Annotated in this window: 7 protein-coding genes; all 7 read left to right on the forward strand. The window is 67.8% G+C overall.

What is annotated here, in order from left to right; all coding sequences use genetic code 11:
- The first annotated feature begins 26 nt into the window (after positions 1-26).
- Genes pglX through ACSRUE_RS31565 form a run of 7 tightly spaced genes read left to right on the forward strand, consistent with a single transcriptional unit; the run spans position 27 to position 15161 of the window.
- The gene (gene pglX / locus ACSRUE_RS31535) at positions 27-3533 is read left to right on the forward strand and encodes a BREX-2 system adenine-specific DNA-methyltransferase PglX (protein ID WP_441286830.1); all 3507 of its coding nucleotides are present in this window, start codon (positions 27-29) and stop codon (positions 3531-3533) included.
- Entirely contained in the window at positions 3530-4582 is a 1053-nt protein-coding gene (locus ACSRUE_RS31540; RefSeq protein WP_441286831.1) for an AAA family ATPase, read from the forward strand. Before pglX ends, ACSRUE_RS31540 begins: the two co-directional genes overlap by 4 nt.
- Positions 4579-5172: a hypothetical protein gene (locus ACSRUE_RS31545; protein ID WP_441286832.1), complete on the forward strand. Its 594-nt coding sequence runs from the start codon at positions 4579-4581 to the stop codon at positions 5170-5172. Before ACSRUE_RS31540 ends, ACSRUE_RS31545 begins: the two co-directional genes overlap by 4 nt.
- Entirely contained in the window at positions 5169-8873 is a 3705-nt protein-coding gene (locus tag ACSRUE_RS31550; RefSeq protein ID WP_441286833.1) for a hypothetical protein, read from the forward strand. The genes ACSRUE_RS31545 and ACSRUE_RS31550 overlap by 4 nt, the downstream gene beginning before the upstream one ends.
- Entirely contained in the window at positions 8870-11662 is a 2793-nt protein-coding gene (pglZ, locus tag ACSRUE_RS31555; RefSeq protein ID WP_441286834.1) for a BREX-2 system phosphatase PglZ, read from the forward strand. The genes ACSRUE_RS31550 and pglZ overlap by 4 nt, the downstream gene beginning before the upstream one ends.
- Complete coding sequence (gene brxD, locus ACSRUE_RS31560; RefSeq protein ID WP_441286835.1) at positions 11659-13017, forward strand: BREX system ATP-binding protein BrxD; 1359 nt, start codon at positions 11659-11661, stop codon at positions 13015-13017. Before pglZ ends, brxD begins: the two co-directional genes overlap by 4 nt.
- Positions 13014-15161, forward strand: a complete 2148-nt coding sequence (locus ACSRUE_RS31565; RefSeq protein WP_441286836.1) for a DEAD/DEAH box helicase — start codon at positions 13014-13016, stop codon at positions 15159-15161. The genes brxD and ACSRUE_RS31565 overlap by 4 nt, the downstream gene beginning before the upstream one ends.
- The last annotated feature ends 1042 nt before the right edge of the window (positions 15162-16203 follow it).

The raw sequence follows: 16203 nt of genomic DNA on the forward strand, positions 1-16203 counted from the left end.
GCCGGGCTCGTGGTAAGGTCGGCCGCATGGCCGGCCGGCGCAAGAAAGGAGCCGAAGAGAGCCTCACCGCCGCGCTCGCACGGCTGCTCGAGATGACGCTGCTGCCCGACCTCCTGGAGCGGGCCAGGGTACCGGCCGTGGCCGCCGGGCTCGCCGAGCAGCACGCCCGCGAGGTGCACGCCCGGCGGACCGCGATCCCCCTGGCCGAGTGGACCACGCGCTGGCTGGAGCAGATCGGTGCCGCCTGGATCCTGTCCTGCGTGTTCCTGCGCACGCTGGAGGACCGCGGTCTCGTGCGGCATCGCCGCATTGCCGGGAAGGAGGCCGAGGACGCCGAGCGCCTGTTCTTCGAGATCGCGCCGTCGCTCACGGCCTGCGACTACCTGTTGACGGCCTTCCGCGAGGTTGCCCGGTACCCGGGCGTCGCGGACCTGCTGGGCCCCACAAGCAATCCAGCATTTCTCCTCTCCCTCTCCAACGACGCGGCCCGGGCCCTGCTCGATCTCTTTCGCGAGCGAGACGAAGGCGGGAACGGCCTGCGATGGCGCTTCGAGGGGACCGACACGCGGTTCCTGGGCGACCTCTATGAGGACCTCTCGGCCAGCGCACGGGCTCGGTACGCGTTGCTCTACACGCCGCAGTTCGTGGAGGAGTTCATCCTCGATTGGACCTTGGAGCCGGCGATCAAGGAGTACGGGCTGGAGGCGACGCACCTCATCGATCCGACGTGCGGCTCGGGCCACTTCGTGCTCGGCGCCTTCGAGCGGATCTGCGAGCACCGGATGCGGAAGCAGCCGGGGACCGCCGTGAAGGAGCATGTCTGGGCGGCGCTCGGGCAGGTCCACGGGGTGGACGTGAATCCGTATGCAGTGGCGATCACAAGGTTCCGCCTGACGCTGGCGTACCTGGAGAAGGCGGGAATCGAGAGCCTGGCGATGGTGCCGGCGAGCCTACCGTTCGAGGTGGTGGTAGCGGACTCGCTGCTCCACTCCTGGGCCAAGGAGACGACGGGGGAATCGCCCGGGATCGAGCCGCCGATGTTCGCGTGGGAGGCTCCAGAGGCGACGGCGCGCGTGTTCGGGCGGAGGTACCAGGCGGTGGTGGGGAATCCGCCGTACAGCACGTGCAATGATCCGGCCTTGCGAGAGGCCTACCGGGAGCGGTACGTGAGCGCGTCCTTGAGGTATGCGCTGTCGGCCCCCTTCACCGAGCGGTTCTTTCAGCTCGCGGTCGAGGGAGGGTATGTGGGGCTGATCAACGCAAACAGCTTCATGAAGCGGGAGTTCGGCAAGAAGCTAATCGAGCAGGTTTTGCCGCGGGTCGAGCTCACGCGCATCATCGACACATCGGGGGCCTACATCCCCGGCCACGGCACACCGACCGTGCTGCTGTTCGGACGCAACCGGGCGCCCGGGCCCGACCCGGTGATGGTGGTCAGCGGTCGGCGCGGCGAGCCGATCATGCCTTCGGATCCAGCGAGCGGGCGCGTCTGGAGCGCGATCGTCGCTCACGCGGACGATGTGGGGTACACCGACGACTACATCGCGGTGTTCCAGATGCGGCGCGACACGCTCTCCCGGCACCCCTGGAGCCTTGGCGCAGGCGCCTGGACCGAGATCCTGCGCGCCCTCGAGCAGGCTGCGACCAAGAAGCTGACAGAGCTCCTGAATCGTGCCAGCTCGGCCCCGAGATCGGGCACGGATGAGGTCTTTCTCCAGCCCCCTGATCTCCCGGCCCGCCTGAGATTGGAGGCTGAGGTCGTGCGCCCAGCAGCCCGCGGCGAGGACATCCGGAGCTGGGGCATCGCGCCATCGCAGGCGGCGATCCTCCCTGAGCTCCCGGGTTCCGGGGTGCGTCGGGCGTTCGATCCGCGCGCGCGCTGGGGGGAGTTCCTGTGGAGGTTTCGGAGCATCCTCGGGGAAAAATCCCGAGGGAGGTCCTCCGGCGCGCATCCCAACAACTGGTGGACGTGGCCATGGCGGCCCCACGCTCCAAGCTCGGAGCACAGGGTCGCGTTCCCCTTCGTTTCCACCCACAACCATTTTGTGCTCGTTCACGATGAGATCGTGATCACCGGCGGCGCGTCGATCCTGGAGCTATCCGAAGAGCTCGGGGAGGAGAAGCGCTTTGCCTTGCTCGGCTATCTCAACAGCTCCACCGCTTGTTACTGGATGAAGCAGGTCCTCCCCTCGAAGGTGCCAGTGGGCACGGTGATCGAGTCGTTCGGCATGCACCCCGAGGACAACCGCTACGAGTTCGCCCTGGGAACCCTCGGGAGCCTCCCCGTGCCTGGCTTTGTTCTGTGCCACGGGCCGGTCAACGAGCAGCTCGCCGATCTGAGCAGGCGCCTGGATCGCGCGGCGCGAGACATGGCGGAGCATGTACCGGCGCGTGTGCTTGCGCGGTGGGACCGCGCTTCGCGGGACGGCTTGATCGACGCGCTGGCCGCGGCGCAGCAGGAGAAGTTGCGTTTGCTCCGGGAGATGGTCCGGGACCAGGAGGATCTCGATTGGCTCGTCTACTCTGCGCTGGAGCTCGGTGGTGCGCAGTTCCAGCGGTCGAGCGGCACGGCGCTGCCGGAGCAACGTCCCTTCGCATGGCTCTCCAAGGAGCCTCCCGCCGCGCTCGATCCCGCGCTGACCGAGCTATGGGTGCGCCGCCGGGTTGCGACTCAAGCGTCCCCGCTCCTGGGGATGATCGAGCAGGCGCTGTACAAGCACCCCTTTCGGCATGGCGCCGGAAGCGGCGCGACAAGCTTCGGCGTCGAGGTCGCGGAGGCGGCAGACGGCTGGCTCGCGGATCGCGTCGAGGACGTCTTGCGCTCTTCTACGGCACCGCGTTCCATCGAGCCCGATGAAATCGCGATGGGGCTCGACCAGGTGGATGTCCGAGCGGTTTGCTCGCTCGGCGACTCGACCGTGGCGGAGCGCCTGGAGGGCGTTTTGTATCGCTACTCCGTGCCTTACCTGCCACCCCTCCGCTACACGGCTTCGGGTATGAAGAAGCGCGCCGCATGGACGCGTGCGTGGGAGGTGCAGCGCCGCGAAGACACGGGCGAGGCCCCCGATGGATCCGCCGGTTCACCCCCGGCCTACACTCCGCACGACTTTCGCGACGCGACGTTCTGGCAGCTCCGCGGCAAGCTGGACGTGCCCCGGGAGCGTTTCATCCTGTATCAAGGTGTGGGAAGGGCCGGCCACGATCGGTTCGGCTGGGCCGGCTGGAGTTGCCACGAGAGGGCGGCGGCGCTCATCGACCAGCACGAAACGTTGAAGGTGGCCCGGGAGGACGCAGCCCGGCTCGTTCCCCTCCTGTCCGGGGTCCTCGAGCTGATTCCCTGGATCGAACGGTGGGAGACGGTCAGAGGCAAGCGCGGTGACCCCTCCGCGCAAGCGTTGCGGCTCTTCGTCGAAACAGAGACGCAACGACTCGATCTCTCGCTGGAGGAAATTCGCGCTTGGCGTCCCACCGGCCCGGGACGTCATCGCAGAGCGCTCAACAAGCATCGTTCGGGAGCGAGCGGACACTCATGACGATCGAGCGCCTGGAAATCCGTGGTTTCACGGTCTTCGACACGGTCGATTTCAATTTTTCGCCTGGCATCAACGTCCTGATCGGGGAGAACGCGACGGGCAAGTCACACGCGCTCAAGCTGATGTACGCCGTCCTGCGGTCCACGCGGAAGAAGGCGCGCATCACCGACGACCTCCAACGGGAGCTCGCCGTCGGCCTCGCCTCGACGTTCAAGACCGCGGACGACAACCTGACGCCGCTGGTCCGGAGCGGCGCGAAGGGCGCTGACGTGATGCTCACGACCGATCAAGGTGAGCTCAAGGTCACGATCAACGAGCAGGGCGACGCGCGCGTGCCCCTCTCCACGATGAAAAAGGCGGCCGACCCCATGTTCATCCCGAGCCGGGAGTTTCTCGCGGCATTCGAGAGCTTCATCGCGGTGTATCAGGACCGGGTCCTGTCCTTTGACGAGACGTATTATGATCTCTGCCTGGCGCTCGCGAACCCGCTGCCGCGCATGAAGGCCAAGGCGGCGGCCGACGCCCTTCGCGCCAGGATGACGTCCCTGCCGACGGGGAAGATCACCCTTGAAAACGGCCGATTCTACGTCGACATGGGGGATGGCAAGCGCGAGGCCCACCTCCTCGCCGAAGGGTGGCGCAAGATCGCGCTCCTCTCTCACCTGGTCTCCAACGCGTCGATCAAGCAGGGCACGGTGCTGTTCTGGGATGAGCCGGAGGGCGGCCTCAACCCGAAGCTCGTGATCGAGCTCGTGCGCGCGCTCCGCGACCTCGCCGCGGCTGGCGTGCAGATCGTCCTGGCCACCCACGATTACCTCCTCGCCCATCAGCTCTCGCTCCGCGCCGAGCAAGGGAACCTGGAGCCGCCTGTCCGCTTCTTCTCCCTGCACCGGCCGTCCGTGAAGGAGCCGGTCACGGTCAAGTGGGCGGCCACGCTGGCGGAGATCGAGCACAACCCGATCCTGGCGGCGTATGCGCGGCACGCCGAGGAAGAGCAGGGCCTCGTGTCCGATCAGCTCCGGCACGAGCGGTCCGGAGGCGCGGGATGACCAAGTCGCTCACGGAAAAGTCTCTTCGCTTCGACTTCGATGACGACTGGAAGCTGTGCGGGACATGGGACGGCACGTCGGCATCCAAGTACGAGATTGTCCAGGGCAAGACCCCGGCGTGCGTCGACCTGGTGGCCATCGACAGCACGGGCAGCGTGTACCTCATCGAGGTGAAGGATCACGCCAAGCATCCTCGCGAGAACGAGAAGCCGCTGCCCGACGTGCTCCGTGACAAGGTGCACGACACCGTGATGGGCGTGATCACGGAAACTCGTCGCGGAGACAAGACGATGCTCAGCACACCGCTCGCGCATGCCCTCGTCAAGGGGGCGCGTGTGCGCGTCGTGCTCCATCTCGAGGAGCCTACTGGGCAGGTGCTCGCCACCAGACGGCAGCGCATGGCGCTGAATGGAAGCTTGCTGATGAAGCAGCACGAGAACGCCTTCAAATGGCTCAAGGCTCGGCTGCTGGTCGTCAATCGCTACAACTGCGAGACGTCTATCCCTGGCCTCGCCGTCCACCGACTCCAGAGCACGGTCGATTCCTCCCCTCCCCCCCGCACGCCCGTGAAAAGGCCGAGAAAGCCATGACCGAACCGACCCGCGTCCGCGATCTCTTCCTGCTGCCGAACCAGGTCCGCAAGGGCGACTTCGTCCTGAAGCTGACCGAGGGCATCGAGCAGCCGAAGGAGACGGCCTCGACCTACGTGGTCACGAAGGCCCTCGTCGCCTCCTTCGATCAAGCCCTGCGCCTCGTCGGCTCCGCGCTGCGCGACGGGCGCAGCCAGGCCGCGTACCTGCACGGGAGCTTCGGCAGCGGCAAATCGCACTTCATGGCCCTCCTGACGCTCCTGCTGCAGGGGCAAGAAGACGCTTGGCGGATCCCCACGCTCCATGCGCTGCGCGAGCCGCACGGCTTCATCGGGAAGAAGAAGCTCCTCCAGCTCCACTTCCACATGGTCGGACAGGACAGCATCGAGGCGGCCGTCTTCGGCCGTTATGTCGACCATGTCCGGCAGCACCACCCCGACGCCACCGTGCCCGGGCTCTTCGCCGACGAGCAGCTCTTTGCCGACGCCCGGCGGATGCTCGAGGAGCTCGGCGACGCGCGGTTCTTCGGCCCGATGAACGACGGCGTCGCACCCGGCGCCGGCTGGGGCGAGCTCAGCAAGGTCACGGTCTGGAGCCGCGAGCGCTTCGAGGAAGCGGCCACCTCCGCCGACCCCAGGGTGCGCGAGCAGCTCTTCAGCGCGCTCGTCAAGACCCGCTTCAAGGCCTACGCGCACGAGAGCCGCGCTTTCGTGGATCTCGACAGCGGCCTCGGCACGATGGCGCGCCACGCGGCCGGGCTCGGATACGAGGGGATCGTGCTCTTCCTCGACGAGCTCATCCTCTGGCTGGCCCACCGGGCCTCCGAGGCCGCCTGGCTGCACAACGAGACGCAGAAGATGGTCAAGCTGGTCGAGGCGCAGGAAGCGCAGCGGCCCATCCCGATCATCAGCTTCATCGCCCGGCAGCGGAACCTGGCCGAGATGGTGGGCGCCCAGTACGCAGGCGCCGAGACGGCGCGCCTGCACCGATCTCTCGAGCACTGGGAGGGCCGCTACGACACCATCGCGCTCGAGGACCGGGACCTGCCCGCGATCCTCGAAAAGCGCGTGCTCAAGCACAAGGACGACGCCGCGCGACGCCTTCTCGACGACGCCTTCGAGAAGCTCAAGCGCGCCTCGGGCGCGTCGTGGCAAACCCTGCTCGGTCGCGATGACGCCACGGCCTTCCGTTTGCTCTACCCGTTCAGCCCGGTCCTCGTCGAGGCGCTCGTCGCGCTCTCGAACTCGCTCCAGCGCGAGCGCACCGCGATCAAGCTCCTGCTCGAAATCCTCGTCGAGCATATCGAAGATCTCCGCCTCGGCGACGTGGTCGGCGTGGGAGATCTCTTCGATGTCCTGTCCGGCGGCGATGATCCGGCCGACGGCGTGATGAAGGCGCGGTTCGAGGCGGCGAAGCAGATCTACCGGTACCAGTTCCTCCCGATGATCCAGGAGGGCAACGGGACGACGACGCCGGATCGCTGCCAGCGGCTCCGGCCGGGGCACCCGGTGCGACTCGGCTGCTCGAACTGCCCGGAGAAGGCCTGTCGCCTCGACAACCGGCTGATCAAGACGCTGATCGTCGCGGCGCTCGTCCCCGAGATCGCGGCCTTCAAAGAGGTCACCGCGAGCAAGCTGGCGCAGCTCAACCACGGGACGCTGCGCGTGCCGATCCCGGGCGCCGAGGCGACCATCGTCGCCCAGAAGCTGCGCACGTGGGGCAGCACCGTGGGCCAGCTCCATGTCGGGACGCAGGCCGATCCGGTGGTGCGCCTGGTGCTCGAAGGCGTCGATCTGACACCGATCCTCCAACAAGCGCGCGAGCACGATACGCCGGGCGCGCGGCAGCGGGTAATTCGCGACCTGCTGTTCGAAGCGATGGGCGTCGACAAGGTCGCCGACTGGGGGAAGGACCGGGTGCAGATGTGGCGCGGGACGAAGCGCCCCGGACACGTGCGCTTCGGAAACGTGCGCAAGCTCGGCGACGAGCAGCTCCTCTGCCCCGCCGACGACGATTGGCGTCTGGTGGTCGACTATCCGTTCGACGAGAAAGACTTTGGCCCCAACGACGATCTCCGGGTCCTCGACGAGCTGGTGGAGAGGACCCACGGGACGTGGACGCTCGCGTGGATCCCGAGCTTCTTCTCGAGGTCGATCAACGACCTCCTGGGCGAGCTCGTGGTGATCGAGCACCTCCTCGAGAACAAGGAGACGGAGCGGCAGGCGGTGGCCCACCTCTCGGTCGAGAACCAGACGCGCGCGCTGCTCGACCTTCGCAACCTGCGCAGCCAGAAGACGTTGCGCCTGCTCGGCGCGCTGGAGCAGGCCTACGGCTTGAGCCGCGCGAAGGAAGGCGATCTCGACCCGAGTCGCAGCGTGGAAAACCACCTGCGCCTGCTCATGCCCGGCGCGACGCTCCAGCCGACCCTGGCGGCCAACCTGACGGACGCGCTCGACGCATACATCCCCGCGGTCCTCGCGGCGCGCTACCCGCGTCACCCGCACTTCGCCCCGTCGCTGACCGGCCCGCGGATCGCCAAGTTGGTGGAAAAGTTCGGCGAGATCATCGACGCCGAGGACAAGCGGATCGCCGCGGACCGGGATCTCCTTAAAGAGATGAGCGGCACGCTCTCGGAGCTCGGCCTCGTGCGCGTCACCGAGACGGCCGTCCATCTCGTCGAGGACCGGACCCTGCAGGAGCTCGAGAAGAAGCGGAGCCAGAAGGCGGTCGACGCACCGACGGTGGGCCAGATCCGGAGCTGGATCGACGAGAGCAACAAGATGGGTTTGCAGGTCGACGCCCTCGACCTCATCGTCCGCTGCTACGCGCGCTGGGCCGCGCGGACCCTGGTGCGCTTCGACAAGCCGTTCGAGCCCAAGGCCGGGCAGGAAATCCCGGATGACGTGGTGCTCGAGAAGCCGCCTCTCCCGGGGCACGCGGACTGGGCCAAGGCGCTCGTCGTCGCGGGGGACACGTTCGGGATCGCGCTGGCCGGCAAGGCGCTCCACGCGGACAACCTCAAGCGCTTCGAGTCGCTGCTCGCCGAGAAGCTCGCGGCGGTGGCCGCGTCGTCCGCGAGGCTGCCGGTCGCCCTCCGCGCGCGCCTGGTCGCGCTGGGAGAGCCGGAGACGGCGGACCGGCTGCGAACGGCGATCACCGCGGATCGGTTCTGCGCGAGCCTGCAGAAGAAGAGCGGCTTGGAGCAGGTGAACCTGCTCGCCGGGGCCACATTCGACACCAGCGCCAAAGCGGTCGGGCGGAGCATGGGCTCGGCCGCCGAGACGGTGAGTGTGCTCGACAACGCGCTGGTGTTCGGTGTTTTCGCGCAGCTTCAGGCCCGACGCGCGGAGCTGGTCGGAGCGCAGACGGTCAACGACAACGTGGCGCAGGCGCTGCGCCAAGACGAGGTCAACGAGGCGCTCGCGCCGCGGCTGCGCGCGCTTGCGGAGGAGGGGCAACGCCTGCTCGCGCCGCCTCTTGCCTTCAACATCAGCGGCGGAGGCGGCGGGCGCGGCGCAGCCAGCGGCGGGGGGGCGGCGGAAGTGATCCTCTTTCAGAAAACCTTGGAGGGGCAGGGCCGAGAGGCCGTTCTCGCGAGCTTGCGAGCCCTGCTCACCGAGGTGGAGGGCGCGCTTGACGCGGCGGGCGATAACGTGCGTGTGCTCGGAACGTTGACCCTCGCCGGGAAGAGGAAGGGATGAGCGACATCCCGAGCCTCACGCAGAGAGACATTGCCGAACAGATCGGCAAGCTCTATCGGTACGAGCGCAAGCGGCACCTGTTCGCGTTCTTCGGGACCGGGATCGAAGAACAGTTGACCTTCCCGAACATGCCGCCGCTCCGGGTCGTGCCGGTGCGGAGTGAGCTCGAGCTGCGCGAGCGCATGCCGGTGCTCGGCGACGAGGAAACGCGCATCGCGTTCCTGGTGCCGTGGGCGACGGAGATCCCGATCGATCTCGCCGGTCGCTTCGCCCAGAGCGGGAAGATCCTCCGGATCGGCACCGAAGCGCGCCTGATGACGCTCTTGGGGGCCAACGAAATCGAAGGGGAGGCCCGGAAGAGCGCTCTATCGACCTACCTGCTCACGACGTCGGCGCCCGCTCCCCTGAAGGTGCCCGCGGGGCGGCTGACCCTGGCGGCGATGTGGAACGCATGGCTCAGCGCGGTCTGGCGGATCGACGTGTCCGGCGGCCTCGGTCTCGACACGCTGCTCAGCTGGGCCGCGCTCGATCATCGAGGGGCGCATTTCGTCGAGGCGATGAGCGGGCCGACAGCGAAGGGCGTGCGGGACGAGCTCCTCGCGTACCTCAAGGCGCAGCTCGGCGAGGCGGGGCCGGTGGTGTGGAAGGCCTGGGAGCGCGGGCGAGGCACAACGCCCCTCGCGTACGCGCTGCTGTTCGAGACGCTGTCGTCGAGCGAGCATGCCGGGGTGAAGATGTGGGTGAACCTGGCGCCCCGGTCTGCGCTCGACGTGGCAAGCGACGGCGCCATGGCCGCGGTGGCCGGAGCGCTCGGGGCCTCGGCGGACGGGGCGCTCCGCCAGGTCGAGCAGAAGGCGGGCGCGACGGCGGCACGCGCGATCGTGCAGGCGGCCGACGCGCTCGTAGAGAACGCCGACGTACGCGAGGCGCTCGCCGGCGATCGCCGGTTGCCTTCGGCGTGGCGCGCTCGGCTTGCCGCGCTCGGCCGCGCGCTCGCAGAGGCGGCGGCGGCGCCATCGGCCGAGAGCGTCGGGCGCGCTGCGGCGGTCTGCAAGGGCCTCGAGGGGCACGCCTTCTACGCCGACACGGATCAGATGGTGATCATCGCGCGGGCCGAGATGGCCGTACGGCTCACGGCATGGCTCGCAGCGCGGCCGGACCGCGATCTCCAGGGACCACCGACGCCGCACGGCGACGCAGAGCTGCTCGCGCGCTGGTACGCCGCCGAGGGGGGCTACGTGGACTGGGCTCGTCGAAGCGCACGCGGGACTGCGGAGGACGGGTTCGGCAAGGGCGCAAACGCGGTCGTCGCGGCGGCCGATGAAGCGCGCCAGGAGCTGGATCGGCGCTTCGCCCGCTCGCTGTCGAGCTGGGTAGCTGCCGGGCGTCCCTCGGCGCAGGTGGTGCCGATCGACCACGCGGTGAAGCGGATCGCTGTCCGCTTCCTCGAAGACGACGCCTCGCGGCAGCTCCTCGTGTTGCTGATGGACGGCATGGCGTGGGCGCAGGCCGTAGAGCTCTTGCAATCGCTCAGCGCCCGCACGGTGCCCTGGGGGCCGTTGGCCTGGCACGGCTCGTCGAAGGGCAAGATCGGCGACGGCATCTATCCGGCCGTGCTGGCAAACCTTCCAACGATGACCGACGTGAGCCGCGCGGCGTTCTTCGGAGGAAAGGCCCTGCCGCCGGGCGCGGCGTGGAACACCTCGAAGGACGTGGAGCGCTGGGCCGAGCACCGCGACGTGAAGAAGCTCTTCGGCGGCACCGAAGTACCGAAGCTCCTCCTGCGTGGCGAAGGGCATACACTCGAGGGCTCAGCCTCACCGGAAGCGCTGAGCCTGGTCGCCGACAGGACCCGGCGGGTCGTGGCGATCGTGATCAACGCCATCGACTCTTCGCTCAAGGGCGATCCGCAGCAGCGTCACGCGTGGACGGTGGAGAGCATCAGGTCGCTGCCGGAGCTGCTCGAGCGCGCGCGCGAGGCGGGTCGCGCGGTGCTCCTGGCGAGCGACCACGGTCATGTGCCCGCGGACCGCCTCGTCTCGAAGGGGTCTTACAAGGACGCGGGGGCGCGCTGGCGCCCGTGGACCTCGGCCGACGAGGTGCTCGCACCGTACGAGGTCGGCTTTCGCGGCGACACGATCTGTAGCCCCAAAGGGGCCCATGGGGCCGTGCTCCTGGCGGACGACGCCTCGCGGTACGGTGGCGCGACGCACGCCGGGGAGCACGGCGGGGCAACGCTCGCCGAGGTGGTGACGCCATGCCTGCTCATCGGCTGCGAGGATCTCGGAGCGCCGACGCATAACGATCGGGCGCTCGATGTGGGCTCGGCGCATGTCCCGCCCTGGTGGTATCTCGAGGTCCGCATGCCGATCGTCGCGCCGGATGCAGCCCCCATCGAGAGCCCGGCCCGACCGAAGAAGCCGGCAAGCCAGGCACAACTCGTCCTCCCGGCGCTCGCCCCGCCGCCTCCGGCGCCGCCGCCCGCTCCGGCGGCCAGGCAGTCTGCCTTCGCGTCTTCGCCCATTCTAGCTTCGCTGCAGAAGGCTGCGAGCGACCGGAAGCAGATCATCGAAGCGGTCGAGTTCCTCCTGGAGCGCCAGGGGGTAGCGTCCGAAGCCGCCCTCGCGGCCGCTACGAACGTGGCCGTGTGGCGCATCGGAGGCGTGGTGTCGAAGCTCGGAGAGGTCCTCAACATCGATGGCTATCAGGTGATCCGACATGACGCGGCGGCGAAGACGATTCACCTCGATCGTGAGAAGCTCGCGCAGCAGTTCGAGGTGAAGCTGTGACCCCGAAGAGTCCCCTCAAACGACGCGAGATCGTCGATTCCCTGCGGCTCGGAGCCGTCCCGCGGCATGGGCTCGAGCTCTTCGCGGTCGGTCTCGACCCCTTCGAAAAGGTGATCGACGAGGAGCTCGAGGCATCGGCATCGGGACGCGGCAAGTTCAAGGCGGTGCGTGGCGAGTATGGGACGGGCAAGACGTTCTTCGCGAGCTGGCTCGAGCACCGGGCGCGGCAGCGCGGTTTCGCGACGACGCTCGTGCAGATCTCGGAGTCCGATACGCCGCTTTATCGGATGGAGACGGTCTATCGCAGGGCCATCGAGGGCCTTCAGACGAAGGAGTGGTCTATTGGCGCCTTTCGCTCGCTCGTCGACCGCTGGTTCTACAACCTCGAAGAAGAGGTGATCGCCCAGCCCGGCACCGACGCGAACGACGCCGAGGCGGTGAGCCAGGCGGTGGGCAAGCTGCTCGAGCAGCGGCTCGCGACGGTGAGCGCGACCCAGCCGCAGTTCGCTGCCGCGCTGCGCCGGTGCCACACGGCGCGGGTCAAGGAGGAGCACGCGATCGCCGAGGGCCTGGTCGCATGGCTGATGGGGCAGCCGAACGTCGCCGCCGACATCAAACGCGCGGCGGGCCTCAAGGGCGACGTGGATCATGACGGCGCCGCGGGCTTCCTCCGGGGCTTGCTCGAGTTGCTCAAGCAGACGGGGCGCGCAGGGCTCGTGCTCGTGCTCGACGAGGTGGAGACGATCCAGCGCGTGCGCGCCGACAGCCGCGAGAAGAGCCTGAACGCCTTACGACAGCTCATCGACGACCTGAGCGCCGGGCGCTTTCCGGGGCTCTACGTGCTCATCACCGGCACGCCTCAGTTCTTCGACGGGATGCAAGGGGTTCAGCGCTTGCCCCCACTCGCGCAGCGGCTCCAGACGGAGTTCGCAAAGGACCCGAAATTCGATAGCGCTCGCGCCGTGCAGATCCGGCTTCAGCCGTTCTCGTTCGAACGTCTTGTCGAGGTCGGTCGGCGGGTTCGCGATCTCTACCCATCGGACCACCCGGCGCGCATCGCCAAGCACGTGAATGACGCGCTTCTCGTAAGCCTTGCGCGCGGGGTCGCTGGCAAGCTCGGCGGCAAGGTGGGTATAGCTCCGCGCCTCTATTTGAAGCGCCTCGTGGGGCTGCTCGATCAGGTGGACGAGCACGCGGAGTTCGACCCGCTCGTTCACTACGAACTCGTCGTGGCCACGAACGAGATGAACGATGAAGAGCGTGACGCTGCCGAGGTCGTCCGGACGGTCGCCGACATCGCGCTCGATTTGGGAGGTGAAGACCGGAAGGGAGACCGCGGAGACGAGCTGGAATGAGCGCCTTCGATCGCCTCTCGAGCGCGCTTCAGTACCAGATCGCCAACACGCTGAGCTATCGCGCGCTGCGCCCCGTGCAGGAGGCCGCGATCGGCCCGGTGCTTGACGGGAAGAACGCAGTCGTCCTGGCGCCGACGGCAGGCGGAAAAACGGAGGCCGCGTTTTTTCCGCTCCTCGCCTCGATGGATACCGAGGACTGGCGCCCTGTGTCGGTTCTCTACCTCTCGCCGATCCGCGCGCTCCTCAACAACCAGGAGGAACGCGTGGCGAAGCTCGCTGGCCTCGTCGGGCGCCGCTCCTTCAAGTGGCACGGCGACACGACGCCGAGCGCGCGCAAAGCGTTCCTCCGCGACCCCGCCGACATCCTGTTGATCACGCCGGAGTCGCTGGAGGCGATGCTGATCAGCCCGCGCGTGCCGACCCGCGAGCTGTTCGCCGGTCTTCGTACGGTCGTCATCGACGAGGTCCACTCGTTCGCGGCCGATGACCGTGGGGCGCACCTCTCGTCGCTCATGGAGCGACTGACGCGCTACTGTGGTCGCGACGTGCAGAGGGTCGGCCTTTCGGCCACGGTTGGGAACCCCGGGGAGATCCTGCGCTGGATCCAGGGAAGCTCGCAGCGCGTGGCAGAGGTGGTCGACCCGAAGGGATCCAGGATCCCCCCTGATCTGGCGCTCGACTACGTGGCGACGCTCGAGAACGCGGCGATGGTGGTGAAGGCGCTGCACCCGGGCAAGAAGAGGCTGGTCTTCGTCGACTCGCGGCGCACTGCGGAGGGGCTCGGCCACATCCTGAAGCAGCTTGGGGTAACGGCGTTCGTCAGCCACGGATCGCTGTCGTTTCCGGAGCGCCGCGACGCGGAGCGAGCTTTTCAGGAGGGAAGGGACTGCGTCATCGTCGCGACGAGCGCGCTGGAGCTCGGTATCGACGTGGGCGATCTCGACCATGTGCTCCAGATTGACAGCCCTCCGAGCGTTGCAAGCTTCTTGCAGCGCATGGGCCGCACCGGACGGCGCGACGGAGTCGTACCTAACTGCACCTTTCTGGTGACGAAGGAGATGGCTGTCCTGCAGGCGGCAGCGATCATCCGGCTGTACCGGGAAGGCTTCGTCGAAGATGTCCGACCAAGCCGCCGTGCGACGCACATCCTCGCGCACCAGCTCATGGGTCTGAGCATCCAGGCAAGCGGCATCGGCCGGGGTGATTGGTGGGCATGGCTCGAAGGAGCCACTGCGTTCGACGGGATCAGGGCGGAGGAGCGGTCGGAGCTCGTCCAGCATATGCTGGATACGACGATCCTATCGGAGCAAGGTGGAAAGCTCTGGCTCGGAGTCGAGGGTGAGAAGCGCTACGGGCGCGCCAACTTCCGCGAGCTGTACGCGGTGTTCGATGTGCCGCGGCTCGTGACGGTCCGTTCGAATACAGAAGAGATCGGGACGGTGGACGCGCTGTTCCTGATGACGCTCGACTCGGACCGGGAGCCGGCGAGCTTCACGCTTGCGGGGCGCGCCTGGGAGATCCTGTCGATCGACTGGAAGCGTGGAATTTGCGCGGTGAGGCCGGCGTCTGCTGGTCGGCCTCCTCGATGGGCGGGAGGGCCGCAGCACCTTCGGTACGAGCTGTGCCAGGCGATGCGGCGCGTCCTTTTGGAGGACGCAGAGGACACCAGCTGGTCTCCTCGTGCTCGGAACGTGCTTTCGATGATGCGAACGGAGCACACGTTTCTGCGGGCCGAAGCGGCGCCGGTGCTGGAGAGCCAGGAGGGGATCACATGGTGGACGTTCGCGGGCGGGGGAGCGAACCTGTTGCTGGCGCGGATGCTGGAAGCCGAGCTCGGCGGACAGTGCGTGAGTCGGAACCACTCGATCACGCTCAAGGGCGAGGCGGGCAAGAGCATCGTGCGAGTGCAGCAGGTGCTCGCGGCCATGCGGGCAGCGGGGCAACCGACCGAGGAGGATGCGCTGCGGCATGCGGAGGGGGCGGGGCGGAGCAGGGTTTCGAAGTTTCAACCGTGCTTACCAGATAGACTGATGCGCGAGCTTCTGGTGGCTGGGGTGCTGGACGTGAAGGGGGCACGGCGGAGTGTGGGGGGATCGGGAACGGAAACGACCGCGCCGTGTGTCAGCGAGTTGACATCTGTGTAGGCTCTATGCCTTAGAGCGGCTTGAGCTGCGCAAGAACCGCTCGCTGTATCCCAGTTCGAGCGGCGTCTCTCGATCGGTGCGAGATGATACCGGCGAGTACGTGCGGCTACGAATGAGCCGCGCCGGTGACGACGCGCTGACGGCCACGCGCCCGGAGCTGCACGATGTCGCCCGTGCGCCAGCGTCACCCGCGAGCGCGGCCCGCCCGACCGCCCTATCCACGTTAGGACCTGACCATAGCCGACAGATAGTGAGCATGCTGCTCGGCCCTCAGGGCGGCTGCTTTGAAAAATCACGGATATCGGCTTCCCCCGCGACGGGCAACTCCTGCCTCCGCTCAAGAACACCTCACCCATGCCGGCCGCTGGGCCGGCGCTCTCCCCGGCGCAGCGGAGGAAGCGCTCGTACCTTGGAGGCATCTCCACCGCGGCGACGGGTGCCACCCATCTTTTCTTGGAGCCACGTCCACCGGGAGACGAGTGCCACTCGTCTTTTGCTGGAGCCACGTCCACCGGAAGACGAGTCCCACTCGTCTTTTCTTGAAGCCACGTCCACCGGGAGACGAGTGCACCTCGTCTCCCGCGTGGAGGAGCCGGCTCACCCGGATGGGTTCACGGCGTCCCGCCCGCCCCGAGCGGTGGCGTCGAGACGGCTTCGGGCTTTGTCGCGGATGCTCTTCGACGGGGCTTCGCGAGGTCGTCGACCATCTCGACGTAGGGCGCCAGCAGGAACGCGGCCAGCGCCTCGCTCCCCGGGATCTCCGGGTCGGCGTGGCTCTCGATCTTCTGGATCAGGCTCCGCAGCGCATCCCGGGCGGCGCTCCACTGCGGCCGGCCATCGGTCGGCCCGCGCCCGCCCTCCTTGGCGGGTGGTGGCCTAATTTGAACATGAAGGCGGGAAGGCGGGAAGAAAAGATCAATGATCTTCCCGCCTTCCCGCCTTCATGTGAATCACTCCGGGGCAAATTAGGCCACCACCACACGCCGTGGTTTCGTTGCGGCGTGGCGGCCTGGCAACCCACGTTCCGGCGCGAGATGCGGGC

The sequence above is a fragment of the Sorangium sp. KYC3313 genome, assembly GCF_052075895.1.
Lineage (GTDB): Bacteria > Myxococcota_A > Polyangia > Polyangiales > Polyangiaceae > Sorangium > Sorangium cellulosum_B.

Excerpts from the sequence above, each read along its gene's own strand:
- pglX (WP_441286830.1), top strand. The coding sequence starts at position 27 with ATGGCCGGCCGGCGCAAGAAAGGAGCCGAAGAGAGCCTCACCGCCGCG.
- ACSRUE_RS31540 (WP_441286831.1), top strand. The coding sequence starts at position 3,530 with ATGACGATCGAGCGCCTGGAAATCCGTGGTTTCACGGTCTTCGACACG.
- ACSRUE_RS31545 (WP_441286832.1), top strand. The coding sequence starts at position 4,579 with ATGACCAAGTCGCTCACGGAAAAGTCTCTTCGCTTCGACTTCGATGAC.
- ACSRUE_RS31550 (WP_441286833.1), top strand. The coding sequence starts at position 5,169 with ATGACCGAACCGACCCGCGTCCGCGATCTCTTCCTGCTGCCGAACCAG.
- pglZ (WP_441286834.1), top strand. The coding sequence starts at position 8,870 with ATGAGCGACATCCCGAGCCTCACGCAGAGAGACATTGCCGAACAGATC.
- ACSRUE_RS31565 (WP_441286836.1), top strand. The coding sequence starts at position 13,014 with ATGAGCGCCTTCGATCGCCTCTCGAGCGCGCTTCAGTACCAGATCGCC.